Annotated in this window: 20 protein-coding genes and 1 pseudogene; 15 read left to right on the top strand and 6 right to left on the bottom strand. The window is 68.8% G+C overall.

Annotated features, from left to right (window positions below):
- Positions 1-4,558 precede the first annotated feature (4,558 nt).
- A pseudogene (locus ACFYVR_RS21735) lies at positions 4,559-4,672 on the bottom strand (hypothetical protein); the annotation flags it as partial.
- A gap of 220 nt (positions 4,673-4,892) precedes the next feature.
- Here ACFYVR_RS21735 and ACFYVR_RS21730 point away from each other — a divergent pair.
- Positions 4,893-5,492 carry a hypothetical protein gene (locus ACFYVR_RS21730; protein ID WP_387477015.1) on the top strand — a complete coding sequence of 200 codons (600 nt, stop codon included), beginning with the start codon at positions 4,893-4,895 and terminating at the stop codon, positions 5,490-5,492.
- 559 nt (positions 5,493-6,051) lie between these two features.
- Here ACFYVR_RS21730 and ACFYVR_RS21725 read toward each other — a convergent pair.
- The 5 genes from ACFYVR_RS21725 to rpmH all read right to left on the bottom strand — a co-directional run bounded on the left by ACFYVR_RS21725 (position 6,052) and on the right by rpmH (position 8,692).
- The gene (locus tag ACFYVR_RS21725; protein ID WP_387477013.1) at positions 6,052-6,603 is read right to left on the bottom strand and encodes a protein jag; all 552 of its coding nucleotides are present in this window, start codon (positions 6,601-6,603) and stop codon (positions 6,052-6,054) included.
- Between the two features lie 62 nt (positions 6,604-6,665).
- Positions 6,666-7,748, bottom strand: coding sequence for a membrane protein insertase YidC (gene yidC, locus ACFYVR_RS21720; protein WP_387477012.1), 1,083 nt, complete (start codon positions 7,746-7,748; stop codon positions 6,666-6,668).
- Positions 7,749-7,752: 4 nt separating this feature from the next.
- Complete coding sequence (gene yidD / locus ACFYVR_RS21715; RefSeq protein ID WP_387477010.1) at positions 7,753-8,136, bottom strand: membrane protein insertion efficiency factor YidD; 384 nt, start codon at positions 8,134-8,136, stop codon at positions 7,753-7,755.
- On the bottom strand, positions 8,133-8,525 hold the full coding sequence (gene rnpA, locus ACFYVR_RS21710) for a ribonuclease P protein component (protein WP_387477008.1): 393 nt from the start codon (positions 8,523-8,525) through the stop codon (positions 8,133-8,135). Before rnpA ends, yidD begins: the two co-directional genes overlap by 4 nt.
- Positions 8,526-8,548: 23 nt before the next feature.
- Positions 8,549-8,692 carry a 50S ribosomal protein L34 gene (rpmH, locus tag ACFYVR_RS21705; protein WP_072754329.1) on the bottom strand — a complete coding sequence of 48 codons (144 nt, stop codon included), beginning with the start codon at positions 8,690-8,692 and terminating at the stop codon, positions 8,549-8,551.
- Positions 8,693-9,147: 455 nt separating this feature from the next.
- Between rpmH and dnaA the strand changes: the two genes are divergently transcribed.
- The 14 genes from dnaA to ACFYVR_RS21635 all read left to right on the top strand — a co-directional run bounded on the left by dnaA (position 9,148) and on the right by ACFYVR_RS21635 (position 25,738).
- Positions 9,148-10,695: a chromosomal replication initiator protein DnaA gene (dnaA, locus tag ACFYVR_RS21700; protein ID WP_387477005.1), complete on the top strand. Its 1,548-nt coding sequence runs from the start codon at positions 9,148-9,150 to the stop codon at positions 10,693-10,695.
- A 498-nt stretch (positions 10,696-11,193) separates the two neighbouring features.
- Complete coding sequence (dnaN, locus tag ACFYVR_RS21695) at positions 11,194-12,378, top strand: DNA polymerase III subunit beta (RefSeq protein WP_387477003.1); 1,185 nt, start codon at positions 11,194-11,196, stop codon at positions 12,376-12,378.
- A 59-nt stretch (positions 12,379-12,437) separates the two neighbouring features.
- Positions 12,438-13,337 carry a phosphogluconate dehydrogenase (NAD(+)-dependent, decarboxylating) gene (gnd, locus tag ACFYVR_RS21690; protein ID WP_387477001.1) on the top strand — a complete coding sequence of 300 codons (900 nt, stop codon included), beginning with the start codon at positions 12,438-12,440 and terminating at the stop codon, positions 13,335-13,337.
- Between the two features lies 1 nt (position 13,338).
- Positions 13,339-14,529 (top strand): DNA replication/repair protein RecF, encoded by a 1,191-nt coding sequence (gene recF, locus ACFYVR_RS21685; protein WP_387476999.1) that lies wholly within the window; start codon positions 13,339-13,341, stop codon positions 14,527-14,529.
- Positions 14,530-14,596: 67 nt separating this feature from the next.
- The gene (locus ACFYVR_RS21680) at positions 14,597-15,157 is read left to right on the top strand and encodes a DUF721 family protein (RefSeq protein ID WP_387476997.1); all 561 of its coding nucleotides are present in this window, start codon (positions 14,597-14,599) and stop codon (positions 15,155-15,157) included.
- A 105-nt stretch (positions 15,158-15,262) separates the two neighbouring features.
- Complete coding sequence (locus tag ACFYVR_RS21675; RefSeq protein ID WP_387476995.1) at positions 15,263-16,171, top strand: metal-dependent hydrolase; 909 nt, start codon at positions 15,263-15,265, stop codon at positions 16,169-16,171.
- Positions 16,172-16,193: 22 nt separating this feature from the next.
- Positions 16,194-17,297 (top strand): PDR/VanB family oxidoreductase, encoded by a 1,104-nt coding sequence (locus ACFYVR_RS21670; protein ID WP_387476994.1) that lies wholly within the window; start codon positions 16,194-16,196, stop codon positions 17,295-17,297.
- Positions 17,298-17,322: 25 nt separating this feature from the next.
- Positions 17,323-18,276, top strand: a complete 954-nt coding sequence (locus ACFYVR_RS21665; RefSeq protein ID WP_387476992.1) for an alpha/beta fold hydrolase — start codon at positions 17,323-17,325, stop codon at positions 18,274-18,276.
- A gap of 191 nt (positions 18,277-18,467) precedes the next feature.
- Positions 18,468-20,507, top strand: a complete 2,040-nt coding sequence (gyrB, locus tag ACFYVR_RS21660; RefSeq protein WP_387476990.1) for a DNA topoisomerase (ATP-hydrolyzing) subunit B — start codon at positions 18,468-18,470, stop codon at positions 20,505-20,507.
- Between the two features lie 325 nt (positions 20,508-20,832).
- Positions 20,833-23,496, top strand: coding sequence for an ATP-binding protein (locus tag ACFYVR_RS21655; RefSeq protein WP_387476988.1), 2,664 nt, complete (start codon positions 20,833-20,835; stop codon positions 23,494-23,496).
- A complete protein-coding gene (locus ACFYVR_RS21650; protein ID WP_387476986.1) occupies positions 23,493-23,906 on the top strand; it encodes a roadblock/LC7 domain-containing protein in 414 nt (137 codons plus the stop codon). Before ACFYVR_RS21655 ends, ACFYVR_RS21650 begins: the two co-directional genes overlap by 4 nt.
- Positions 23,907-23,919: 13 nt before the next feature.
- A complete protein-coding gene (locus tag ACFYVR_RS21645) occupies positions 23,920-24,318 on the top strand; it encodes a DUF742 domain-containing protein (protein WP_387476984.1) in 399 nt (132 codons plus the stop codon).
- A 16-nt stretch (positions 24,319-24,334) separates the two neighbouring features.
- Complete coding sequence (locus ACFYVR_RS21640; protein WP_387476982.1) at positions 24,335-24,886, top strand: ATP/GTP-binding protein; 552 nt, start codon at positions 24,335-24,337, stop codon at positions 24,884-24,886.
- 72 nt (positions 24,887-24,958) lie between these two features.
- On the top strand, positions 24,959-25,738 hold the full coding sequence (locus tag ACFYVR_RS21635; RefSeq protein WP_387476980.1) for a signaling protein: 780 nt from the start codon (positions 24,959-24,961) through the stop codon (positions 25,736-25,738).
- Positions 25,739-25,899 lie beyond the last annotated feature (161 nt).

Genomic DNA, 25,899 nt, shown 5'->3' with positions numbered 1-25,899 from the left:
ACCGGCTTCCGTGCTCCCTCGAACCGATACGTGCGTGGGTTCCCGCGGCGCTCGTGGCGAAGGGATCGCTGCGGCGTGCTTCACCACGGACCGTCTGTCCACCGGTTGTCCGGTGCCCGGCATGGGCCCGCGCGATGTCGGGGTCGGTATCGACTCGATCGCGGGCCGTCCATCGAGTCGTCCAGCATGCGATCGCATCGACGAGTGTCGTTCGGTTCCTCCACCGCCGGCGCGCACGACATCGGCCTCATCGACCCGTCACTGACACCGACACCGACGGCCCGGATTCGCCCGGTCCCCGGCCCCGCTCGGCGAACCGTGCCGTCCCATCGGCAACCCCACTCGGCGAACCGTGCCGTCCCGTCACCCACCTCACTCGACGAACCCGTGACGCACCGGTCGGCAACCCGTTAGGCGGATGTGTCGTCCGGTCGGCGACCCTTCCTCGGCGGCCCTGTTGTTGGACGGCGACGTGGTCTCGCGTTCCCGGGCCCCGCCAACGTCCGGACCGAAGAGTCGGCGGGCGACTGGCGGTCGTCGTGGCGGAACGGGGGGAGGCGTCGCACTTCTCCTGTTTCCAGTGAGGCCGTCCGACAAGACTCGCGCCACGATGTCGGGGTCACTGTCGCCGACCGCGACGCGCGATCCCGCGGCACAGCCCACAGGTGCTCGGCGGCGCAACGTGCCTCGCCCTCGAAGACTGTCCGGAAACCCAGCCACTGACTTGCTTCCGCGGCCCGCCGTGCTCGCCGATCTCGCGTGAACACACCACACGACATGTTTCACGTGAATCACCCGTCGCTTGCCGCGTCGGCTCGGTCGGGAACGAGGGTCGTCCGGACGCGACTCCGCCCGTACGGTTCGACACGGTCTCCGTGATGCCGACACTGGCAAGGGCGCCGAGCGTGTGATTGATCCGGTGGCTGAGATCGGGCGTCTCGTCGCCACCGGCGAGGTGGGGGAGGGGAGGGGTGGTCTGGGCGGATCACGGCCGGGAACGACGGCGGAGTCGGTCCGGTCCCACCCGAACCGCGAACCACGGAGCGCGTTGTCGATTCACCCGCCACTGTTCGACCCGCTGGGGATCCGGGTCGTCGTCGTGGTTCGCAGTCGAATCGACGACTGTCGACGCGATGTGCCCACACCACCGGGTCGGGACGACCATCCCAGGACCGATGTCGGTGAGGTCCCCATCGGCAGTGGTCGGGCGACCTGCCTCTCCCGACCGACCGTCGCCTGACGCGCGTCGGCCCACCCGCGGCCCATCACGCATGCGGGCGTCACCGCCCGCACCACAATGCACTCGACACACGCCCGCCCGCCGCCAGCGCCCGCCGCGCCCCGGACGATGTCGGTCCATCGCCTCCACCGACTGCCAACGGGTGCCCGTCACCGGACACCGACCCGCCCTCTCGCACGCGGGTGCCACCGCCCACCACACTGCGCTCGACACACGCCGCACACCGCCCGTGCCCCGCCACGGTTCCGGGGGATGCCGGACCGCCACATCCACCCACCGCAGACAGATGTCCATCCCTGCACACACCCGGACACCGCAGTGTCACGCATGTCCCAGACGATGCCGGGCCGTCACATCCACTCACCGCAGGCGGGTGCCCGCCACCGGATACGGCCGCATCAACCCACCCGAGGCCCGCCGCGCACGAGGGTGTCACCACCGCCACAATGCGCCGGACACACGCCTACACACCGCCGTGCCCCAGGCGATGCCAGTCCGTCGCCTCCAGCCGTCGCCTCCAGCGGCTGTTGACCTGCGCCCGTCACCGGACACCCCACCCGCCGTCTCGCACGCGGGTGCCACCACCGCCACAATGCACCGGACACGCCGGCACACCGCCGTGTCACGTGGAGTATCCCGGGCGAGCCGGCCGGTCACCCCCATTGCCGGGTGTGGTTCCGGTTACCGACGCGACCGGGCCAATGAGACCCGCGCGCGCGGGTGCCACCACCACGACGTCGATCGGACCCTCGCCCAGACGCGTGCCCGCCCCGGGGTGTGTCCGGGAAGTTCGCTGCTGTCGAAACAGGAGAAGCTTCGGAGCACAGCCACCCATCCTGCCGCCGACCACACCGTGACCGAGACGGGGGATCCCGGCGCATTCGTCACGATGACCGGGTGTGATCCCGGGCTCGGCCGACGGCGGTCGCGCTGTGCGGCATCAGCTGCAGTGTCCGGCGTCGCCGCCGGCGGACGGACGCAGCGCTCGACCGCCGGACGGTCCGGTGCTGGCGCCGCAGGATGGAAAGCACGGCACCGCCTGGGCGGGCACGTGACCTGCGAAGCGCATGGGCGTTGCGAGAGCGACGTCGTGATGTTTCACGTGAATCCGTGCGGGACTGCCCGGGACAACCGAGCACGGAACCGCGTCTCGATTTCGGCCCCTCCGCTGATCCCGGCTCGCCTACGAGTGCGCGGGGGCGAAGGACTCCTGTCCGGTGAAGGGTGGGCCGAGTCTCGTCGTCTGTACCGCAGCGAGCGAGTGCCGGTCGAAGCGAGCGGCGGTGGCGCTTCCGACCGGCTACGGCACGACCGCGTGGCGAGCACCCGCTGCGGCCCGTCTCGCGCGGCCGTGCACGAGAGCGGCAAGGGCGGCTCGGTCGCGACGGAGCTCGGCGCCCACCCTGCATCACGTTTCACGTGGAACGCGGCCGCCCCGTACCGACTGACACGCGAGAACCCGCCACAACGGCACCGCCTCGATGCCACCCTCCGCGACATCCGGGGCACCAGAGACACCCGCACACCACAAACGGCGCCTCCACGCCGAGCAGTGGCACCTGCCGAGCATCCGGCCGTCGGTTCCGGTGGGGGAGGGGAGGGGTCACCGCATCGCACAGGCGGGCGTGTGAGACCACGGACGGGGGCGATGCAGGCGAGCCGCGGTGTCGACGACAGCGACTCCAGACCTGACGAGCGCAGCGTGTCCCGGCAGTCGCCGCTGCACCACACAGACCGATAGACAACGAACTCGTACGTGACGACGCCGTTCGGTTTCCCGTGGAACCGGACGTGTCGATACATGCCGCCCGCATCGGCAGTCCGTGCCGTACAACGGTCGGCACCGGAGACCGTTGCGGACGCGAGAACCGCGGCGCTCGACGCGCTGAGGAGGCGGTCCACCCGGCCCGGCAGCGCGCACCAATGTGCCGAGCAGAGGCGCCGGGCTTCCTCGACGAGCAGGCGCTCGAACCGCGCCGCGGCGACCGGGAGACACGCACCGGATGCGGCCACCACGTCGATCGGCACCGCGACCCGTCGCACCGCCCACAGCGGAGGCACGAACAAACCAATCGCGAGAATCGTCCGCGCATGCGGGCCGACCGGGACACCGGATAACGCGTCGTCACGGCGGACATGGCTGTCCGGTGACCCCACACCGAAGTCCCGTCCATCGAGCAGCCTCGAGAGCACGCCGTCACCTGCGGCGGTGTCGGCGTCGTTCGGAACCCGCGCGGCCGAGCGGGCCGCGCGCCTTGGTGGCTGTCGCTTCCGGTGAGTTCGGCGCCTCCTCGGGGTCGAATCGGTGCGGGAGCCCACCTCTCGTCGAGTGAACTCCGCGCACAGCCGACGCTCGGGGACGTGCGCACTCGACCGTGCTCCGCCGACGCTCCGTGGTCTTCCGTCTGGGTCCACGAATGACACCGCCGGGGTCCGCGGTTCCGGCGTGGTGAGGCACCGGTGTCGGTGCCGACGCGAGGGCGTCCTGTGAGTGCTGGGCTTCCCGCGTCACGGCGACCGATGCCGCCTCCGGCAGCGCCGACGCGCCGCGGCAGGACGGCGTCGCCGCCGCATCGAGGTCCCAGTGCGGTGGGGGAGGGGAGGGGCCGGCAGTGGTCGCTGGGCCAGGCTCCGGGCGATGCCGTGCGAGGTGAGGAGCACCCCGTCGCCCCGGTGCACCCGACTCCATCCGATTGCGACGTATCGCTCTCCGGAACCGGCGGCGCAACCCGACGGGCTCGTCAGCGGCGGGTCTCGAGGACCGGGCCCGTGCGTCGGCGGAACCCTTGCACCGCCGACGTCCACGGAGCGATAGTGCCGACGCACGAGACGCGTCGAACGAGCGGGATCGGGCCGTAGCGATGCTCGGGTCCGGTCGGGGTGATCGCCGTGTCGCGCGAGATCCGGAGCCCGCCGTCCGTTTCCCTCCACCGATCGGGCCGAGAGGGCTGTCGATCATGACACCGCGAACCGGATTTCGTCGTCCCCGGCCCCGGTAACCCGTCCACTCGACATCGCCACCGTCACAGTGACGAAACCGCCCGGGGTGGTGACCTTCGGCAGTTACGACATCCGGCCACTTCCCGGAGACCTTCACCGTGGAACACCGAATAATACAGCGCTGCAACGGTTTCCGTCCCGTGCAGCTCCATCCGATCGAGACGGCGCGCTCGATTCGACGAACAGGCGTCACCGCGGCACGCGAACACCGCAATTCGGCGCGCACCACCCGTTCACCCTCCAGCGCACCGGTGGTCGCGCGTACTCCGACACTCGCCATCCTTGGCGCGTCGGTATGTCGCCAGGCCCGACAGCGAACGCGGACGCGAACGGTGTTGCGGGAAATCCCATCACCCTGGCGATCGCCTCGATCGGCGACCGCTCGCTGCGATGCAGACGACGAATCTCGGCCCGGTCTTCCACTGACAACATCCCGTCGCCCCTCCTGCCTCGACTCGAGCCAGGATTGGACGGGCAGGGACGTCCACCTGAAATGGCTTATCCCTGTTCAGTTTTCAACTTTCGTGGACAATCCCATTCGCCCATTGCACGCGGCCGCTTCGAGTAACCTACGACTCGCCCCAGGCCCACGCTTCGGCGTCGGGAGAGGTTGGGCGGCAATGATGGAACCACACCTTCAGGGAGTCCAGTCATGCACAATGCGCTTCGTCGAGCAGGTCAGATCGCCGTGCTCACCGCAACGCTCGGTGTGAGCATCGTCAGCGCGCCGGCAACAGCGGCGCCACCCACCGAACACAGCTGCCCCAGCAATCTGTTTCCCGATTCCGATTTGAACGAACGCTACGGTGTCAGCGAGCGGATCATCGGCCCCCCGGAATGTCGACAAGCCCTTGCGGGAGAGAAGTGGGTCCGCGCGGTGCCGCCCTGGGTCGCTGCTACGAATGCAGACATCGAGAACTTCAGGCAGAACTTCATCTCGGCGCGATGGGTCACCGACGCCGGAACGCCGAGGGAATTCACGGTGACCGCAGGGTCGGACTCGCTACAAGGCCCCTTCACCGTGCCCTCGGGACCGTTCACCGGACGACCGTTTGTCACGCCGGTTTCGCCAGCAGTACGGCCGCTCAGCGTCGGCGCGCACACGAACGTCGTCTTCGTCACGCTGCGTGAGGAAACCTGCAACGGTCTCGGCATCTGCCTGCCGGCAGGCGAGTCGCAATACGACTCGGGCTTTTCGCCCGTCCATCCGGTACCACCGGTCGACTTCGCCGTTGTGGCTCCGACGAACTAGGTAGTCGTCAAAACCACGGTACGGCCCGGGGCTTGCGCGAGAAGGTCCCGGAAACGTACCTCCGGGTGAAGGGAAACAGGCTCCGCCCTCCCGGGGAAACCCGGGCGTCCCGCTCCATCCGATTTCAGGACCGACTGGGCCTGTTCACCACGGTGATCAGGCCCGGTTTCGGTTGAGACCCTGCCGTGGAGACCCTTTCCGGCAGGCGGGTTCGAGTACGTCGCAACACCCCTCGCACGCGTTCGCTGCCTGGCGGACGCTGATCGGTTCGGGTTCCGGTCCGCCGCTGTCACGGGCGACGGTCGGGCTCGGAGATACCGCGGCGTCGCATTTCCGACCACGTCCACGACGGTGGTCCCCACGCCGGCTGTCGCCGATCGGCGCGGTGATCGAACGGATCGCGGTGGGAGGAGGGCGGCGGTGGCTCCAGCACCGTCGCCACACGTGTCACACCACGAACTTGTTTCACGTGAAACCCGTCACCGTCCGAGCACGACAAAGGCGCAGGGCCCGGCAACCTTTATGGTCGCCGGGCCCTCCGCCTGTCTACTGGTTCGGGTCAGTCCTTGAGGACCACGACGCGACGGGACGGCTCGGCGCCCTCGCTCTCGCTCGACACGCCGTCCACGGAGGCGACCGCGTCGTGCACGATCTTCCGCTCGAACGGCGTCATGGGCGTGAGGGATTCCCGCTCGCCCGACTCGAGCACGCGCTTGGCCGCGGCCAGGCCGATCTCCGTCAGTTCCTCACGCCGGCCGGCGCGCCAGCCCGCGATGTCGAGCATGAGGCGGCTGCGCTCGCCCGTCGCCTGCTGCACCGCCAGCCGCGTCAGCTCCTGAAGGGCGTCGAGAACCTCGCCCTTGCGGCCCACGAGCTTGGTCAGGTCGTCGCCGCCGTCGATGCTGACGACCGCGCGGTCACCCTCGACGTCGAGGTCGATGTCGCCGTCGAAATCGAGTACGTCGAGCAGCTGCTCGAGGTAGTCACCGGCGATCTCGCCTTCCTCGACGAGCGCGTCCTCCTCGTCCAGTTCGTCCACGGGCGCATCCACGGTCACGTCCGCCACGGTCTCGTCGTCTCCATCCCGTCCGGTTTCCGGATCGTTCGCCATCGTCGTTCTCTTCTCTGTGAAAGGGGAGCGCGGGCGCGCTCAGCAGTCAGGACGCCGAACGCTCAGCGTTTGCGTTTGGTGTTCTTGCCGCGGTTGCCCGCCGGTCTCGCGCCGGGTTTCGGCTTCTGACCCGGTCCGGACGACTCCGCGGTGGTGGACGACCCGGCGGCGGACGATTCGTCCTGGACCGATGCCGCATCCGGGTCGGACGAGGAGTCTGCGGCGGCCTGCGCGGCCCCCTTGCGCTTGACGGGCTTGGCACCCGGTTTCGGCGCGTTCTCGGCGCGGCGCTCGAGCGCCTTCGCCTTCTTCTCCTCTTCCTCCGCGTCGATACGGCGGAACACGATGTGCTGCTGCGCGTAGGTCCAGATGTTGTTCGAGACCCAGTACAGCAGGATCGCGATCATCAGGAACGGGCCACCGACGAGCACGCCGAGCGGGAAGATCCACAGCGACAGCTTGTTCATGATCGCGGCCTGCGGGTTGGCCGCGGCGGCCTCGCTCTGCCGGGCCACCGACGCACGCGAGTTGAAGTGCGTCGCGATGGACGCGATGAGCATCAGCGGGACCGCGACGGCGGCGATGTTCAACACCGTCGGAATCGGCAGGCCGTATGCGATGAGTTGCGACTTCGGCGTGGTGATCGCGGCGGCGATCGGCGCGCCGAAGAGACGTGCGTCGAGGAACGACTGGACCTCGGAAGCGCTGAACACGTAGTTCGGGGTGTTCGCGTTCTGCTCGATCGTCATCCCGATCTGGCCGAAGCCGTTTCCGGTGCGGTTGAAGGACCGCAGCACGTGGAACAGACCGATGAACACCGGTGCCTGCAGCAGCACCGGCAGGCAACCCATCAGCGGGTTGAAGCCGTGCTCCTTCTGCAGCTTCTGCATCTCCGTCGCCATGCGCTGCCGGTCGTTGGCGTACTTCTTCTGCAGTGCCTTGATCTGCGGCTGCAGTTCCTGCATCTGCCGCGTCGTGCGCACCTGCTTGACGAACGGGTAGTACAGGATCGCGCGCAGCGTGAACACCAGGAACATCACCGACAACGCCCAGGCGAAGCCGTTGTCGGCGCCGAGGAAGGAGCCGAAGACCTTGTGCCAGACCCACAGGATCCAGGACACCGGATAGTAGATGAAGTCGAGCACGGCTCTAGGTACTCCTCTGTTCGCCCACGTTCACCCGATCGTGGGGTTGCTTGCCAGTATCCGGTGCGGCGGCCGGGCCCTCGGGCCCGCCAGGCGTGGCTGCACCGGGCAGGTCACGGTGGCGGAATCCGCGCGACGGAACGGGGTCCCAGCCACCACGATGCCAGGGGCCGCACTTGAGCAGTCTCGCCACCGTCAGTGCCAGCCCGATCACGGCACCGCGCTGACGTAACGCGTCGACCGCGTACTCGCTGCAGGTGGGGGTGAATCGGCAGGTCGGCATCCGGGTCGGGGAGACGTACGTCCGGTAGAGCTCGATGCAGAAGATCAACGCGCGGGCCGGGGCCCGACGCAGGATGCCTGGCAGCGCAATGCCGTCCGCCGTCATCGGGTGGTACCGGTTGACGCCGCATCCGTGGAGGCAAGGAGGTTCAACTTGCGAAGCCCGGATCGAAGCTGCCGGTCCAGGTCGGCCGACGTCGCGGTCGCGGCACCCGGAAGCGCGCGGATCACCACGTGTGCCCCCTCCGGAACCTCGCCGATCAGGCCGACGCAGATATGACGAAGCCGGCGTGCGACTCGATGTCGAATCACCGCCGGCCCGACAGCCTTGCTAACCACCAAACCGAAACGCGGACCCGGATCGCTCACCAGCGACTCTGCCTGAGCTTCCGCCAGCGCGTGGACAACCACGTCCGGACGGGCCGCACGCCGACCGCGACGAACGGTGGACGAGAAGTCCGACCGTCGACGTAACCTGTGCGGCTCAGGCAGCACCCCGAGCTCCCGCGCTCGTCAGATCAGGCGGTGAGGGAAGCGCGGCCCTTTTGGCGACGCGCAGAAACGATGGCGCGGCCCGCACGGGTCCGCATCCGGAGACGGAAGCCGTGAACGCGCGCGCGGCGGCGATTGTTCGGCTGGAACGTCCGCTTGCCCTTGGCCACGGTCGACACTCCTCATAGTTCATCGGCGCCGGTCGACGCCATTGCGTGAAAATTGGGTGGTCCCCGACGGCGACGACTCGCGCACGCAGACGACCGCAATGGCCAGCGCGAAGCCAACACCTCGAACTCGGGTGACTGTACGAGAGTACGCAGCGCCGACGACAAGGTCAAACCGCGACGTCGAGGACACGCCACGGTTCCAGAGGTACTTGCATCACCGCCACACCTGTGCGTCTCACCACGCCGTGACTGTGGCGAGGAACACCGACTCCGAACCGCCGCGTATCACGTCGTCCCAGGTGAGAGGGATGCGGCCGTGACACGGCACCCGCACTCCGACACCCGATCGAGTTATCCACACTTGTGGATAATTGTGTGGAATTACAGATCGGGTGGCATATTCGTAGCCTTGTGCGGGGAAGTTATCCCCAGGCACGGATTCGAGAGGACCCACGTTGAACGAGGAATCAAACACCCTGGCACGCGTATGGGTGGATGTCCTCGCTGAACTGACGGCGGACGGGTCCAGCCATCCGCTGACCAAGGCACAGAAGGCCATGCTCGCGCTGGTCCGGCCGCTCACCCTCGCCCAGGGCTTCGCGCTGCTGTCTGTGCCGTCCTCCTTCGTGCAGGAGGCCATCGAGCGTGACCTGCGCGAACCCATACTCGAGGCGCTGAACCGTCACATCGGTGAAGGGGTGGAGGGTCTGGGCGTGCGGATCGCACCGCCGACCACCGACGTCGAGCCGGAGCCGGTGCGTGCGAGCGAGCCGGATCCCGTGGAGAGCGGCGCCGTCAGCGTTCCCACCTTCCGGCGTAGGCGGCCGGGTGTCGGCGACGCGGACCTGTTCGAAGTCGAGCCCGGGGACCACGAGGAGGTCGACGAGGACGGCGAGGCGATCGCCAGCGTCAACGAGTCCTGGCCCTCGTACTTCACGAAGCCGCCGACCGAGGCCCCGGCCGCGACGGGTGGCAACAGCCTCAACTCGAAGTACACCTTCGACACCTTCGTCATCGGCGCGTCGAACCGGTTCGCACACGCGGCCGCCGTCGCGATCGCCGAGGCGCCGGCCCGCGCGTACAACCCCCTCTTCGTGTGGGGCTCGTCCGGGCTCGGCAAGACACACCTGCTGCACGCGGCCGGCCACTACTCGCAGCGACTGTTCCCGGGGATGCGCGTCAAGTACGTCTCCACCGAGGAGTTCACGAACGACTTCATCAACAGCCTCCGCGACGACCGCAAGGTCGCGTTCAAGCGGCGCTACCGCGAGACGGACGTCCTCCTCGTCGACGACATCCAGTTCATCGAGGGCAAGGAAGGTATCCAGGAGGAGTTCTTCTACACCTTCGAGGCGCTCCACAACGCGAACAAGCAGATCGTCATCACCTCCGATCGCCCGCCGAAGCAGCTCGCCACCCTCGAGGAACGCCTGCGGACGCGGTTCGAGTGGGGACTGATCACGGATGTCCAGCCTCCGGAGCTCGAGACCCGCATCGCGATCCTGAGCAAGAAGGCCCGGATGGACCGGCTCGACGTCCCCCACGACGTGCTCGAGCTGATCGCGAGCCGGATCGAGCGCAACATTCGTGAGCTCGAGGGCGCGCTGATCCGGGTCACCGCGTTCGCGTCCCTGAACCGCCAGGCACTGGACCTGACGCTCGCCGAGGTGGTGCTGCGCGATCTGATGCCCGACTCGACCAGCCTCGAGATCAACGCGGCCACGATCATGGCGGTGACGGCGGAGTACTTCAACACCTCGATCGAGGACCTGTGCGGCCCGGGTAAGGCCAGGCCACTGGCACAGGCCCGGCAGATCGCGATGTACCTGTGCCGGGAACTGACCGACCTGTCTCTGCCGAAGATCGGGCAGACGTTCGGCCGCGACCACACCACCGTCATGTACGCGGACAAGAAGATCCGCAAGGAGATGACGGAGCGCCGCAAGGTCTACGACCAGGTGCAGGAGCTGACCGCCCGGATCAAGCAGCGCTCCAAGCGCTGACCCTGTCCGCACCCGACCCACCCGAACCCCCGAGGCCGACCGGATCCGTCCGGTCGGCTTTTTTCGTGTTCTCCGCAACTCCGGAAGAAACCATTCACATCTGTGGACAACCCTGTGGAGAACCGTGGAAATCTGTGGACTGCTCGAGGATTGCGGCGAACAACTCGAGATTCATCCACAGCCACGCCGATCTGTCCTCGAGTCCCTCCTCGAGCACTCCCCACACCAGCACCGCCCGGGACCTGCACAGACCTGCCGTTATCCACAGTTTTCACAGCACCTACTACTACTGCTTGGTCATCTCCCTTGATCTTCTTCTGAAAACAGGTTCTGTGGATTGCTCCGCTTCCCGACCCCACAGTGACCCCGTCCCGGACCGCCGGCGCGGTCCGTTTCGGCTTTCAAGTTCGCGCTCGAGGGCATACGGTGGGCTCCTGTCTGCTGTCGCGTGGCAGCAGGCGAGGACGTGATGTGTCTAGGGAGAGGATCAGCCCAGCGATGGAGCTCGGGAGCATGAAGTTTCGGGTTGCCCGGGAAGACTTTGCGGATTCCGTCGCGTGGGTGGCACGAAGCCTCCCCTCGAGGCCTCCCGTCCCGGTCCTCGGCGGCGTGCTCATCACCGCGGACGAGCAGGGCCTGACGATTTCCGGTTTCGACTACGAGGTCTCGGCGCAGGTCCGGATCTCGGCCGAGGTCTCCGACCCCGGTCAGGCGCTGGTCTCCGGCAAGCTCCTCGCCGACATCACCCGATCCCTCCCCGCCAAGCCGGTCGACCTGGTCGTCGACGGTGCCCGAGTGCTCATCACCTGCGGCAGCGCGAAGTTCTCCCTGCCGACGATGCCGGTCGAGGACTACCCGCAGCTCCCGGAGCTCCCGCAGCAGACCGGCACCCTTCCCGTCGACGTCTTCTCCGAGGCCGTCAGCCAGGTGGCGGTCGCCGCGGGCAAGGACGACACGCTTCCGATGCTCACGGGCATCCGCGTCGAGATCGAGGGCACCAACGTCGTCCTCGCCGCGACGGACCGGTTCCGGCTCGCCGTTCGGCAGATCGAGTGGACCCCCACCAACGCCGACACCAGCGCTGCCGTGCTGATCCCCGCGAAGACGCTGTCCGAGGTCGGCAAGACCCTCAGCGGTGGTTCCAACGCCCCGGTCGAGCTCGCGTTCGGCACCGGATCGTCGGTCGGCACCGAGGGCCTGCTCGGCATCGTCGGCGAGGGCCGCCGCACCACGACCCGTCTGCTCGACGCGGAGTTCCCCAAGTTCCGTCAGCTGCTGCCGGCCGAACACACGGCGGTCGCGACCGTCGAGGTCGCCCCCCTCGTCGATGCCATCAAGCGTGTCGCGCTGGTCGCCGAACGCGGCGCCCAGGTCCGGATGCAGTTCTCCGAGGACGGCCTGCTGCTCGCCGCCGGTGGTGAGGATGCCGGCCGGGCCGAGGAGGCCCTCGAGGCCCATTTCCAGGGCGAACCGCTGACCATCGCGTTCAATCCCGCCTACCTCACCGAGGGGCTGAACTCGTTGCACTCCGACCGGGTCACCTTCGGATTCACCACCCCGAGCCGTCCCGCGGTCCTTCGTCCCGCGGCCGACGAGGAACCCCAGCCCGGGGAAAGCGGCACTTTCGCCGCACCCGACAGCGACTACACCTACCTGCTGATGCCCGTTCGCCTCCCCGGCTGAACCGACCCGGCGCCCGTTCCGTCGCCACTGTCCGTCCTCGACCGAAGGGAACTCACCCCATGCAACTCGGACTGGTCGGCCTCGGAAAAATGGGCTTCAACATGCGCGAACGCCTCCGCGGTCACGGGCACGAGGTAATCGGCTACGACCCCAGACCCGAGGTGTCGGACGTGTCCTCGCTGGCCGATCTCGCGAGCACCCTCGAGGCGCCGCGGGTGGTCTGGGTGATGGTTCCGTCCGGGCAGATCACTCATGACACGATCACCGAACTCGCGAAGGTCCTCGAGCGGGGCGACCTCGTGATCGACGGCGGCAACTCCCGGTTCACCGAGGACCGCCCGCACGCGGACCTGTTGGAGCGGGCCGGGATCGGTTTCGTGGATTGCGGTGTCTCCGGGGGTGTCTGGGGACTCGAGAACGGCTACGGGCTGATGGTGGGAGGTGCCGCGGCCGAGGTCGAGCGCGCCATGCCGATCTTCGACGCACTGCGGCCCGACGGGGAGCGCGCCGACGGATTCGTCCACGCCGGGCCCGTCGGAGCCGGTCACTACGCGAAGATGGTCCACAACGGCATCGAGTACGGACTGATGCACGCCTACGCCGAGGGCTACGAGCTCCTCGAGGCGGAAGACCTGGTCACGGACGTGCCGGGCGTGCTGCGGGCGTGGACGAAGGGCACCGTTGTCCGGTCCTGGCTGCTGGACCTGCTGGTCAAGGCCCTCGAGGAGGATCCCGTGTTCGCGGGGATCTCCGGCTACACCCAGGATTCCGGGGAGGGCCGGTGGACCGTGGAGGAAGCGATCAACCACGCGGTGCCGGCACCGGTGATCTCCGCGGCGCTGTTCGCCCGCTTCGCCTCGAGGCAGGCCGACTCGCCGGCGATGAAGGCGGTGTCCGCGCTGCGTAACCAGTTCGGAGGTCATGCCGTGCAACGGATTTCGGAATCCGGGCAGCCATAGGGTGTTCGTCCGCAAGTTCTCGCTCCGCAACTTCCGTTCCTGGGACACCGTCACCCTCGAGCCGGGCCCCGGAATCACCCTGTTCCTCGGACCCAACGGGCACGGCAAGACCAACCTCCTCGAGTCGCTCGGCTACCTCGCCACCCTGTCGTCGCACCGCGTCTCCACGGACGCTCCGATGATCCGGGTCGGCGCGTCCGCGGCGCAGATCGGGGCAGTGGTCGTCAACCACGGCCGCGAGCTCGCGATCGATCTCGAGATCAACGACGGCAAGGCCAACCGCGCCAAGATGAACGGATCCCCGCTGCGGCGTCCGCGGGAGATCCTCGGGGTCCTCCGCGGTGTCCTGTTCGCGCCGGAGGACCTGTCGCTGGTCCGTGGTGATCCGGGGGATCGTCGGCGGTTCCTCGACGAACTCGTCAGCACGCGGCGTCCGCGGATGGCGGCGGTGCGTGCGGACTACGACAAGGTGCTGCGTCAGCGCACGGCACTGCTCAAGACCGCCGGGGGTGCGCTCCGTCGCGGGTCCCGTTCGAGCGACGGCACGAGTGCCCTTGCCACCCTTGACGTCTGGGACGGACATCTGGCCGCGCACGGTGCCGAACTTCTCGCCGCACGGTTGCAGTTGGTCGCGGAACTCGGTCCGTACGTCGCCGACTCGTACGCCCGGCTGGCGCCGGAGTCGCGGCCGGCGTCGATCGGGTACCGCAGCAGCCTCGGTGCGTCGATGCCCCCGGAGCTGACCGATCCGCACCGGGAGTGGACACGCGACGACGTGGAACTGCTCGAGGCGAGTTTCCTGAACGAGCTCGCGTACGCGCGGCCGAAGGAGATCGACCGCGGGGTCTGCCTGGTCGGGCCGCACCGCGACGACCTCGACCTCCGGCTCGGCGACCAGCCGGCGAAGGGGTTCGCCAGCCACGGTGAGTCGTGGTCGTTCGCGCTGGCCATGCGGTTGGCGGCGTTCGCGTTGCTGCGGTACGACGGCAGCGACCCCGTGCTGATGCTCGACGACGTGTTCGCCGAGCTCGACCGCAAGCGGCGGCGTGCGTTGGCCGAAGTGGCGGCAGACGCGGAGCAGGTGCTGATCACCGCGGCCGTGGCCGAGGATGTCCCGGAGGAACTCGAGGCGACGCGGTTCGCGGTCGAGGCCGTGGACCGTCCCGACGGCCGGACCTCGACGATCCGCTGAACCCGTCCGGCCACCGACACCCGATGTCGGCGGGTGCTGGAATGATCGACGGCGGAAGGGAGCGGCGATGAGTGACGACCCGAGCACCGGCAACTCGCAGCCCGGCGGGGGTGAACCCGAGCTGCGGGGCATCGACCTCGCGCGGCGCGCCCTCGAGGAGGCCCGCGCCGCCGCGAAGGCGAACGGCAAGGCCGTCGGGCAGGGGCGGTCGTCGCCGAAGCCCCGGGCGCGCGGGACGGGACGTCGCGGCTGGTCCGGGGCGCGTCCGGACGCGCGGGATCCGCAGCCGTTCGGCGCGTTGACCAGCGCCGTCGCCAAGAGTCGCGGGTGGTCCCCGAAGGTCGCGGAGGGCACCGTGTTCGGTCGATGGCCTCAGGTGGTCGGCGAGGACATCTCCGCGCACGCCGAGCCGGTCGCGTTGCGGGACGGCGTCCTCAGCGTCTCCGCGGAGTCCACGGCCTGGGCGACCCAGTTGCGGATGATGCAGTCGCAGATCCTCGCGAAGATCGCCGCCGCGGTCGGCGACGGGGTGGTCAAGAGCCTGCGGATCACGGGCCCGACGGCGCCGAGCTGGCGCAAGGGGGAGCGACACATCAAGGGCCGTGGTCCCCGGGACACGTACGGCTGACCAACGGGGTGGCATTTGACTATAACCCGGTGTTACATTTACCAACACCCGTGAGTGAACTGTGTCACCGGCGATCTCGCCGGCGTCGCCGGAAGGGGAACGACCATGGGCATCGAAGCCGCCCACCGGACCGCGGTGGACGAACCCGACCACCTGATGTTGCAGGCCAGGGACGTGAAATTCGACTGGTCCGACCTGCCGATGCACTGGGTGGCGAGCGACCCGTTCACCACCCACGTGTTCAACGTGATGCACATCCTGCTGCCCGCGGGCGAGGACTGGTTCGTCGAGACCTTCAAGGAGGCCCTGCCGCTCATCGAGGACGAGAAGCTGCGCGACGACGTCGCGGGCTTCATCGGCCAGGAGGCGATGCACTCGAACGCGCACTCCGGGGTGCTCGTGCACCTGAAGGCCAAGGGACTCGATCCGACCCCGTACACGGACCAGATGCACTGGCTGTTCACCCGGCTGCTCGGACCTCGCCCCTTCAGCGCAGGCCGCCGCGAGAACTACCTGGTCGAGCGGCTCGCCCTGATCGCGGCGATCGAACACGTCACCGCTTTCCTCGGCGACTGGGTACTGAACGCGCGTGCCCTCGACACCGCGGGTGTGCACCCGACCATGCTCGACCTGCTTCGCTGGCACGGTGCGGAGGAGGTCGAGCACCGGTCGGTCGCGTACGACGTCATGCGCTACTTCGACAAGCGTGAATCCCGCAGGCTGCGTACCCAATTGGTCGCGACCCCCGCGCTGGTCTACCTGTGGGTGCGCGGCACCCGGTTCCTGATGGCCAACGACCCGGACCTGGTGCACTGGGCCCCCCACCGTCGCCGTCCGCACTGGTCGGACTTCCGGACGGCCGGACGGCGCGGGGTGCTCCCGACGTCCACCGACCTGGTTCGCCGGATGAGCCGGTACTTCCGGCGGGACTACCACCCGTCGCACGAGGGCTCCACCGCGCAGGCCGTCGCCTACCTCGCGTCCTCGCCCGCCGCGCAGGCCGCGCTGCAGTGATCCGAGTGGAGTACCGAAACACATGTCGCTCACACTGATTCGTTGCAGGTCCCGGGACGGGGTTCCGGCGGACCTGCGCGGCCGCGGCCGGCCCGACCGGATGATGGCCGTGCTCGAGGGGTTCGTCGACCGATATCTCGGCACCGTCACGCGGTTCGACTACGACCCCGCGCACGCCGGGCACAATCCGAATTCCGCGATGACGCTGGTGGTCACGGACCGCCGGATCGTGGCCCGGGACGAGAACGTCGCCGCCCTGACGTTCGCCGCGGTGGGCGGCGGGGAGGTGCCGGCCTGGCAGCCGGGCTGCCACCTCGACTTCCATCTGCCGTCGGGGCTGCGCAGGCAGTACTCGCTGTGCGGGGACCCCGCGGATCGCCGGCACTACACGATCGCGGTCCGGGCCATCCCCGACGGCGGCGGGGGATCGGTGGAGATGCACGCGCTCGAGCCGGGAACGACGGTGACGGTCCGCGGTCCGCGCAACGGATTTCCGTTCGTCGCCGGAGGCGGGGCGCTGTTCGTCGCCGGCGGCATCGGGATCACGCCGATCCTGCCGATGGTCCGGCAGGCACGACTGCTCGGGATGGACTGGCAGTTCGTGTACTCCGGCCGGTCCCGGGAGACGATGCCGTTCCTCGAGGAGATCGAAAGCTGGGACGAGGACCGGGTTTTCGTGCGAACCGACGCGGAGCACGGCCTTCCGGCGCCGTCGGACCTGCTCGGTCGCGCGGTGCCCGGCGGCGCGGTCTACTGCTGCGGCCCGGCGCCGATGCTCGAGGCGGTACGCACCCACTTCCCGGAGACTTCGGCGACCGCACTGCATCTCGAAAGATTCGGTGCGCCAACCGTACTCGACGGGACCGAGTTCGAGGTGGAGCTGGCCCACACGGGCGAGGTGCTCACCGTCCCGGCCGACCGGTCCGCGCTCGACGTCATCCGTGGTCGTCTGCCCGGAGTCGGCTACTCCTGTCAGCAGGGGTTCTGCGGAACCTGCCGCGTCCGGGTGCTGGCAGGCACACCGCAGCACCGCGCGACGCGACTGAGCCCGGCCGAACAGGACGAGGAGATGCTCCTCTGCGTCTCCCGTTCCGACGACGGCGACCGACTTGTCCTCGACCTCTGACAGACCTCGACCGAAGGAACGACGAATGTCCCACAGCATCAACGGTTCTGTTGCGCACAGGCCCGCCGTCGCGACCACGGTGCGCAACGGCGACGTCGAGCTCGCGGTGTTCGAGCAGGGCAACCCGGCCGGGCCGACGCTGGTACTCGTCCACGGCTGGCCCGACACCCACCGCCTGTGGGATCACGTGGTCCCACTGCTCGTCGACCGCTTCCGGGTGATCACCTACGACACCCGCGGCGCGGGAAGGTCGACGTCACCGACCGCGGTCGCGGACTACAAGCTCGAGCTGCTCGCCTCCGATCTGCTGACGGTCGTCGACGCCGTCGGTCCCGGCGACCCGGTGCACCTCCTCGCCCACGACTGGGGATCCCTCGAGTCGTGGGAGGCGGTCTGCTCGCCCCGGGCGCAGGGCCGCATCGCGTCCTTCACCTCGACGTCGGGATGGTGCTTCGACCACCTCGGGCAGTGGATGTGGCGGAATCTGCGCCAACCCACCCCGAGCGGCGTCGGCAAGGTGCTGGCCCAGTGGGCGGCGTCGTTCTACGCGCTGCTCTTCCACATCCCAGTGGTGCCGGAGGTGGTTGTCGGCCGCCTGATCGCGCCGCGCTGGCCGCGCTTCCTGGCGCTGTTCGACCGAATGGACCCGGCGCTGGCCCTGCCCGCCGCCACCATCGGCCGTGACGCCGCCAACGGGCTCAAGCGGTACCGGGCCAACACCGGGGACCGGATCCTGCGGCCGCGACAGCGCCGCACGGCGGTGCCCGTCCAGCTGCTCGTGAACACCCGAGACAAGGCGGTACTCCCGTACGCGTTCGAGGAGACCGGCCGGTGGGCGTCGGACCTGCGGTGCAGCGACGTGCCCGCCGGCCACTGGTCGCCGCTTTCCCACGCCGGAGACGTCGCCCGGCTGACCGCGGCGTTCGTCCTGGACGTCGTGGCCCGGTCCGGCGGGGACGGCGCGACCGCCACCGCCTGATCCCCGGCGAACCCGAGTCCGCACCCGGGGACGCCCCCGAAAGCGCGCCTAAGGCCAGCTCAGGGGTGTCGCAGAGGCGTCCTGTCGCACGGCTACCAGTAATATGGTGCGGTACCTCGCGGCCGCCTCGCCGGCCGCGATCGCCATGCCGGCGAGACCGTCGTGCAGATGAGAAGGAGAGCACACCTCCCGTGGCTGCCCAGAAGTCAGACAAGAGCACTGGAAACAAGGAGTACGGCGCCTCCTCCATCACCGTCCTCGAGGGACTCGAGGCGGTCCGCAAGCGACCCGGCATGTACATCGGTTCCACCGGTGAGCGCGGTCTGCACCATCTGATCTGGGAGGTCGTCGACAACTCGGTCGACGAGGCGATGGCCGGTCACGCGACCAAGGTCGAGGTCACCATGCTCGCCGACGGTGGTATCGAGGTCGTCGACGACGGTCGTGGCATCCCGACCGGCATGCACGCCTCCGGCGTACCCACCGTCGAGGTCGTGCTCACCCAGCTCCACGCCGGCGGCAAGTTCGACTCCGACGCGTACGCCGTGTCCGGTGGTCTGCACGGCGTCGGCATCTCCGTCGTCAACGCGCTGTCGACGAAGCTCGAGGTCGAGATCGACAACGACGGGTACCACTGGTTCCAGACCTACACGAACGCGGTGCCGGGCGAACTGATCCGCGGTGACGCGACGAGCCGGACCGGTACCACCGTCCGATTCTGGGCGGACCCGGAGATCTTCGAGACCACGAACTACAACTTCGAGACGGTGGCGCGTCGCCTGCAGGAGATGGCGTTCCTGAACAAGGGTCTGACCATCACCCTCACCGACGAGCGCGTCGCGGACGACGAGATCACCGACGACGTCGTCAGCACGACGGCGGACGCGCCGAAGACGGCCACCGAGACCGACGCCGAATCGGCGGCGCCCACGCACAAGGTGAAGTCCCGCGTCTACCACTACCCGGGTGGCCTCGAGGACTACGTCCGGTTCATCAACCGCACGAAGCAGCCGATTCACAATTCGGTGGTCGGGTTCACCGCGAAGGGCACCGGGCACGAGCTCGAGATCGCGATGCAGTGGAACTCCGGCTACTCGGAGTCGGTGCACACGTTCGCGAACACCATCAACACCCACGAGGGTGGCACGCACGAGGAGGGCTTCCGCGCGGCCCTGACCTCGGTGGTGAAGAAGTACGCCAAGGACAAGAAGCTGGTCAAGGACAAGGATCCGGAGCTCAGCGGCGACGACATCCGCGAGGGCCTGGCCGCGATCATCTCCGTCAAGGTCGGGGAACCGCAGTTCGAGGGCCAGACCAAGACCAAGCTCGGCAACACCGAGGTCAAGTCGTTCGTGCAGAAGGCGTGCAACGAGCACCTCGCGCACTGGTTCGAATCGAACCCGGCCGACGCGAAGACCATCGTGAACAAGGCGGTCTCGTCCGCGCAGGCCCGCACCGCGGCCCGCAAGGCGCGTGAGCTGGTTCGGCGCAAGAGCGCTACCGACATCGGCGGCCTGCCCGGCAAGCTCGCCGACTGCCGCAGCAACGACCCGAGCAAGTGCGAGATCTACATCGTGGAGGGCGACTCCGCGGGCGGTTCCGCGAAGTCGGGGCGTGACTCGATGTACCAGGCGATCCTGCCGCTGCGCGGCAAGATCATCAACGTCGAGAAGGCCCGCATCGACCGGGTGCTCAAGAACGCCGAGGTCCAGTCGATCATCACCGCGTTCGGCACCGGCATCCACGACGAGTTCGACATCGCCAAGCTGCGGTACCACAAGATCGTGCTGATGGCCGACGCCGACGTCGACGGCCAGCACATCGCGACGCTACTGCTCACGCTGCTGTTCCGCTTCATGCGGCCGCTGGTCGAGCAGGGGCACGTGTACCTGGCACAGCCGCCGCTGTACAAGCTCAAGTGGCAGCGGACCGAGCCGGAGTTCGCGTACTCCGACCGTGAGCGCGACGGGCTGCTCGAGGCCGGCGTGGCCGCGGGCAAGAAGATCAACAAGGACGACGGCATCCAGCGGTACAAGGGTCTCGGTGAGATGAACGCGACCGAGCTGTGGGAGACGACGATGGATCCGTCGGTCCGGGTGCTGCGTCAGGTCACCCTGGACGACGCCGCCGCGGCCGACGAACTCTTCAGCGTTCTCATGGGCGAGGACGTCGAGGCGCGCCGCAGCTTCATCACCCGAAATGCGAAGGACGTCCGTTTCCTCGACGTGTGACCGGCACCGACTCGACCACCACGGCGGCGTGATCTACATCACGTCGCCGTGGTGTTTCTCGTGGTCGGAGAAGCAATCTCGAGTGACTGTTTTGCCTCGTGGGGAACGGTCGCTCGCCCGTCCGCTCCGGCGATCACCCCGGAGGAAAAGATAACGACGTGATAACGAATCGGGTACATTCGCACTTCTCGACGGGGGTGGGTACCCGTAAACTCCGGTAGCGCCCAGCAGTGGAGTTCTCGGCGCCCCGCGAACACCCGGTGGTAGGGGGTCGGTTCGAGTCGGTGACTCGGATCGGTCTGGGTGGAAAGTGAGCGTTGGAGAAATGAAGTCACAAGCGACGGCTGTCCGCAGGCTGTGGAACCTGGAGAACTGGGGGCTGCGGTGGAAGGTCACCGCCGTCCTTGCCATTCCGGTCACCGTCGCGATGGTGCTCGGCGGCATTCGAGTGCAGAACGAACTCAGCCGGGCCGTGCACTTCAGCTCGGCCGCAGACCAGGTCGTCGACGTGCCCGACATCGTCCAACTCGGCACCGCCTTCGGCACCGCGTCGGCCGGCTACTCCGCGGCGACGATGATGCCCGAAGACCTGGTCGCCGTCGACAACGCCATCGAGAAGGTACGCGCCGCCGCCGAGAATCCCGAGCTCTCGCCGTCCGTCGCCGACCATCTCACAGACCTGATCGCCTCGATCGAGAAGATCCAGGTGGAGATGAAGGCCGGCGGGCCGATGCGTCCCGAGCTGCCCGCGGAGACGTCCGTGATCCGCGCCGAGCTCTCCCAGGTCGTCGACGACATCGTCGCGCCCATCGACGATCCCGCCGTCGACGCGGCCCACACCCAGCTGATCGACGCGTGGTCGTCGCAGCGTCGACTCGCGGATCAGGTCACCGGTGCGCTCGCACTGCTGCGCGACCCGGACGCCCCGCTGACCGACATCGTGTCCGCGAGCGGTGCCGAACTCGCGATGATCGACACGCTGGCCCGGTCGTACGCGGGGGCGGACGACAAGACCAGCGCCCTGCGCGACGGGGTCAGGCAGCGCCTCGACATGATCGATGCGGCGGCCGGCGGTCCGCTGCCCCTTCTGGAGCTGCGCGCCTCCCTGCTCGACAGCGTCGCCATCTACGGCTCCCTCATCTCCGAGTCCTCCGACGCCATCTCCACCACCGTCGTGGCTCGCGCCGAGGAGACCCGGGCCGCGGCACTGCGTGACGCGGCGATCGTGCTCGCGACACTGCTCGCCGCACTCGTGCTCGCGCTCCTGGTGTCCCGGTCGCTGGTCGGCCCGATCCGGCGGCTGCGGTACGGCGCCCTCCAGGTCGCCCGGCAGGACCTGCCCGACGCCATCGACCGTGTCATGGCGGGTGACACGAAGGCCGTCGACGACTTCGAACCGGTCCCGGTGCACACCACCGAGGAGATCGGTCAGCTGGCGCGGGCCGTCGACGACATCCACGGGCAGGCGCTCAGGCTCGCCGGGGAGCAGGCCAGTCTGCGCCTGCAGATCGGTGACATGTTCGAAACCCTCGCCCGCCGGTCCAAGTCGCTCGTCGACCAGCAGCTCGGTCTCATCGAAACGCTCGAGTTCGAGGAGAAGGACCCGAAGCGGCTCGAGAGCCTGTTCCGGCTCGACCACCTCGCGGCCCGTATGCGGCGCAACGGCGACAACCTGCTCATCCTCTCGGGCAACCGAACCCGCCGGACGCAGTCCGCGCCGGTGCAGCTCGGTGACGTCGTGCGCGCCGCGATGTCCGAGGTCGAGGAGTACCAGCGGGTCCAGGTCGGCTCCACCCCGTACAACTCCGTCTCCGGCGCCGTCGCGACGGACATCGTGCACCTGCTCGCCGAGCTGCTGGACAACTCACTGCGCGCCTCACCGCCCGACACCCGGGTCCGCATCGCCTTCGCCCGCGCCGTCGACGGCGGGGTTCTGCTCGAGATCACCGATCAGGGCATCGGCATTCCCGAGACCGATCTCGCCGAGATCAACGAGCGGCTCGCGTCCGGAGGTCAGGTCGGTCCCGAGACGGCGCGCCACATGGGTCTGTTCGTGGTGAGCCGTCTCGCCGCCCGGCACGGGCTGACCGTCCGGTTGCGCCGCACCCAGGGTGTGGACGTCGACCAGGGCATCACCGGGAGCGTGCACCTTCCCGCGTCGTTGCTGATGTCACCGATCGACGGTGAGCCGACGGGTCCGCAGCGGCGTGTCGACACACCGGCGCTGCCCCCGGTGACGGTGGTGCAGTCCGGGGAGATGCCGCAGCTCGTGGCCGATCAGACACCGCCGGTGACGCGACCGCCTGCCGCCCGGCCTGTCGCCACCGTGCCACCGCAACAGAATTCGACCGTCCGGCAGGATCCCGTACCGCTCGGGGGATTGCCGCAGCGGGTGCCGGGCGCCAGTGGCGCGCCCCGGCCCGCGCCGCCGGCTGCGCCACCATCCGCACCGGTACAGGCCCCGTCGCCCCAGCCGTGGTCCGTGCCGGCGCCCTCGCCGGTGGCCGCGGTGGATCAGCCCGCACCGCCGCAGACCCGGCACCGGTACCGGAGCAACCCGGTCAAGACCGCGTCGTTCTTCCAGAACCGGCCGAATTCGCTTGCGCAGCAGGATGTCACGAGCACCGGGACACCGATCTTCGCGGACATGGTGTCGGACTGGCTGACCGATCCGACCCAGCCGGGAAGCGCCCCCGGACGCGACTGGAACTCCCCGGCCGACGAGGGTTGGGCCGCCGCATCCCGCGCCGGCAGCGCCCCGGTCGGGGGCCGGACCTCGTCCGGTCTGCCGCAGCGCACCCCCGGCGACCGCCTGGTTCCCGGGGGTGCCCCGGGGGCGTCCGGCCCCGGCGGACCGGGCACGTCGACGCGACCACGGCTGCGCGACCCCGAGGCGGTCCGGGACAACCTCAGCCGCCACCAAGAGGGAATCCGGGAGGGCCGCGCCGCCGGCCGCGCCGAACGCAACAGCTACGGAGGAGTCAGATGAGCATCGACCAGAGGCCCGACGGCCATCCGCTGGACTGGCTCGTGTCGAACTTCGCCCGCGACGTGCCGGGCGTGTCCCACGCGGTGCTGGTGTCGGCGGACGGTCTGTTGATGGCGGGCAGCGCCCACCTGCCGACCGATCGTGCCGAGCAGCTGGCGGCCGTCACCTCCGGCCTCGCCAGCCTCTCGGCCGGCGTTTCCAACCTCTTCGACGGCGGCGGTGTGCTGCAGTCCGTCGTCGAGATGCAGCACGGCTACCTGCTGCTGATGAGTGTCGGCGACGGCTCGCACCTGGCCGCTCTCACCTCGACCGGCTGCGACATCGGCCAGGTCGGATACGAGATGGCGCTGCTCGTCGACCGGGTCGGCGCGTCCGTGCAGGCGGTGCCGCGCTCGTCGTTCGGCACCTGAGCCGGGAGCGGTGATGGACGAGCCGAACACCAGTGCGTGGGGCGCGCCCGACGCGCACCACGGAGCCGGGGGGCCGAAACTGGTCCGCCCGTACTCGTTCACCTCGGGACGGACCAGGCCCGCGGTCGAACTGGCCCTCGAGGCGATGATCCAGGCCATGCCGGACCCCGAGAACCGAACGCTCGCGCTCGGGGACGTGGACTCGGCGATCGTGGCGCTGTGCGCGCAGTCCCCGTCCGTCGCGGAGATCGCGGCGCGCGTCGGGCTGCCGATCGGCGTGGCCCGGGTCCTGGTGGCCGACCTCGTGGAGGCCGGGCACGTCCGCATTCTGGCAACACTTCAGGACGATTCCAGCGACAGCGAACGTCGGGAACTGATCGAAAGGGTCCTCGGTGGACTTCGCAGGCTCTGATCCCCGGTCCGGCCGGGTGACCTCGACCAAGATCGTCGTCGCCGGTGGTTTCGGCGTCGGGAAGACCACACTCGTCGGTGCGGTGTCCGAGATCGTCCCCCTGCGCACGGAGGCACTGGTGACCAACGCCTCCGACGGGGTCGACAACCTCAGTGCCACACCGCGAAAGGCCACGACCACCGTCGCGATGGACTTCGGTCGGATCAGCCTCGCGTCCGATCTGGTGCTGTACCTGTTCGGGACGCCGGGGCAGAACCGTTTCTGGTTCATGTGGGACGACCTGATCCGCGGCGCGATCGGCGCGATCGTGTTGATCGACACCCGGCGACTCGACGAGTCGTTCGCCGCGGTGGACTTCTTCGAAGCGCGAAACCTGCCGTTCCTGGTGGCGGTCAACGAGTTCGACGACGCGCCGCGGTACCCGCTCGAGGAGATCCGTCAGGCGCTGGCGGTCTCGCCGCAGGTGCCGATCATGTCGATCGACGCCCGGAACCGCGAATCCGCGAAGGGGGCCCTGGTCGCGGTCACCGAGTACGCCCTGCGCCGCATCGACCAGCCCGCCTACTGACCTCTGCCGACGGCTCGACAGACACGAAAGACGTTGACCTACAACATGTCCGATCAAGTGCACCATCTTTCGATGGGTATCTGGGTGATCTTCCTCGCCGTCGCGACGGCGGCGATCGGCGCGTACGTCGGGGTCGCCTGCGCTCGCCGCTCCGCCTATGCCGCGGACCGGCGGCCGCTCTGGACGACGTTGGCCGCACTGGTGATCGGCGGCGTCGCGTTCTGGCTGACGAACATCGTGTCGATGGCGGGATTCGCCGTCGACGGCAGCGCGGTCCGCTTCGACGCGCTGCGCGTCGCCGTCTCGCTGGCCCTGTGTCTCGTCGCGACGATCGCCGGACTGCTGATCGCCGCGCCGCGCCGCCGTGCCACGAGCAGTGACACGGTGATCGTCACCGTGATGGCGGCCGCCGCGGTGACGGGCCTCGGTCTGACCGCCGGCTACTACGTCGCGATGACCGCGATCGAGGTGCAGGGCCGCACCTACATGGACGGTGCCCTCATCGCCGTCGCGGGTGTCGTCGCGGTCATCGCGTCGATCGGGGTGCTGTGGATGTCCATCGCCGACGTGTCCCGGGTGGTACTGGCGGGCGGGTCCCTCGCGGTCGCGGTGGCGCCGGTGGTGATGCACGCCGCGATGATGGCGGCGCTGCGGGTCCGACTCGACGCGTCCGCACCCACCCCGCCCGGCTTCGAGGTGTTCGCCATCCTCTTCCCGGCGTTCGTCGTGGGCATGCTCATCCTCGTCGTCCCGATCGTCTCGCTGCTCCTGGCCCCCGACCGTGTCACCGCCGAGCTCGAAGCCCAGGCCCGGGTGTGGGTCGAACAGGAAGCCGCGCAGCGGCGGAGCTGAGCCAGCGCCCGACAACCCGCCCTGGCTTCCGCTTCATCCTGACCAGCACCTATAGACTTGGGTGGTTGTGCGGTGCGGGACGTCGGGAACGAGCACTTTCCCGGTGTCGAGCGTCGCCCCGGGTCCGCGGGCTCTGCCCAGGACAGTCGCACCCGGCACCA

This window comes from Rhodococcus sp. NPDC003318 (assembly GCF_042879035.1).
In the GTDB taxonomy this organism is placed as follows: Bacteria; Actinomycetota; Actinomycetes; order Mycobacteriales; family Mycobacteriaceae; genus Rhodococcus_G.
The sequence above is the reverse complement of the archived record's forward strand: the minus strand, read 5'-3'. Positions and strand labels throughout refer to the sequence as shown.

Coding starts and splice junctions, on each gene's coding strand:
- ACFYVR_RS21650 (WP_387476986.1), top strand. CDS start 23,493: ATGAGCATCGACCAGAGGCCCGACGGCCATCCGCTGGACTGGCTCGTG.
- ACFYVR_RS21680 (WP_387476997.1), top strand. CDS start 14,597: ATGAGTGACGACCCGAGCACCGGCAACTCGCAGCCCGGCGGGGGTGAA.
- ACFYVR_RS21635 (WP_387476980.1), top strand. CDS start 24,959: ATGGGTATCTGGGTGATCTTCCTCGCCGTCGCGACGGCGGCGATCGGC.
- ACFYVR_RS21665 (WP_387476992.1), top strand. CDS start 17,323: ATGTCCCACAGCATCAACGGTTCTGTTGCGCACAGGCCCGCCGTCGCG.
- gnd (WP_387477001.1), top strand. CDS start 12,438: ATGCAACTCGGACTGGTCGGCCTCGGAAAAATGGGCTTCAACATGCGC.
- ACFYVR_RS21725 (WP_387477013.1), bottom strand. CDS start 6,603: ATGGCGAACGATCCGGAAACCGGACGGGATGGAGACGACGAGACCGTG.
- ACFYVR_RS21645 (WP_387476984.1), top strand. CDS start 23,920: ATGGACGAGCCGAACACCAGTGCGTGGGGCGCGCCCGACGCGCACCAC.
- ACFYVR_RS21670 (WP_387476994.1), top strand. CDS start 16,194: ATGTCGCTCACACTGATTCGTTGCAGGTCCCGGGACGGGGTTCCGGCG.
- ACFYVR_RS21730 (WP_387477015.1), top strand. CDS start 4,893: ATGCACAATGCGCTTCGTCGAGCAGGTCAGATCGCCGTGCTCACCGCA.
- ACFYVR_RS21655 (WP_387476988.1), top strand. CDS start 20,833: ATGAAGTCACAAGCGACGGCTGTCCGCAGGCTGTGGAACCTGGAGAAC.
- yidD (WP_387477010.1), bottom strand. CDS start 8,136: ATGACGGCGGACGGCATTGCGCTGCCAGGCATCCTGCGTCGGGCCCCG.
- ACFYVR_RS21675 (WP_387476995.1), top strand. CDS start 15,263: ATGGGCATCGAAGCCGCCCACCGGACCGCGGTGGACGAACCCGACCAC.
- dnaN (WP_387477003.1), top strand. CDS start 11,194: ATGGAGCTCGGGAGCATGAAGTTTCGGGTTGCCCGGGAAGACTTTGCG.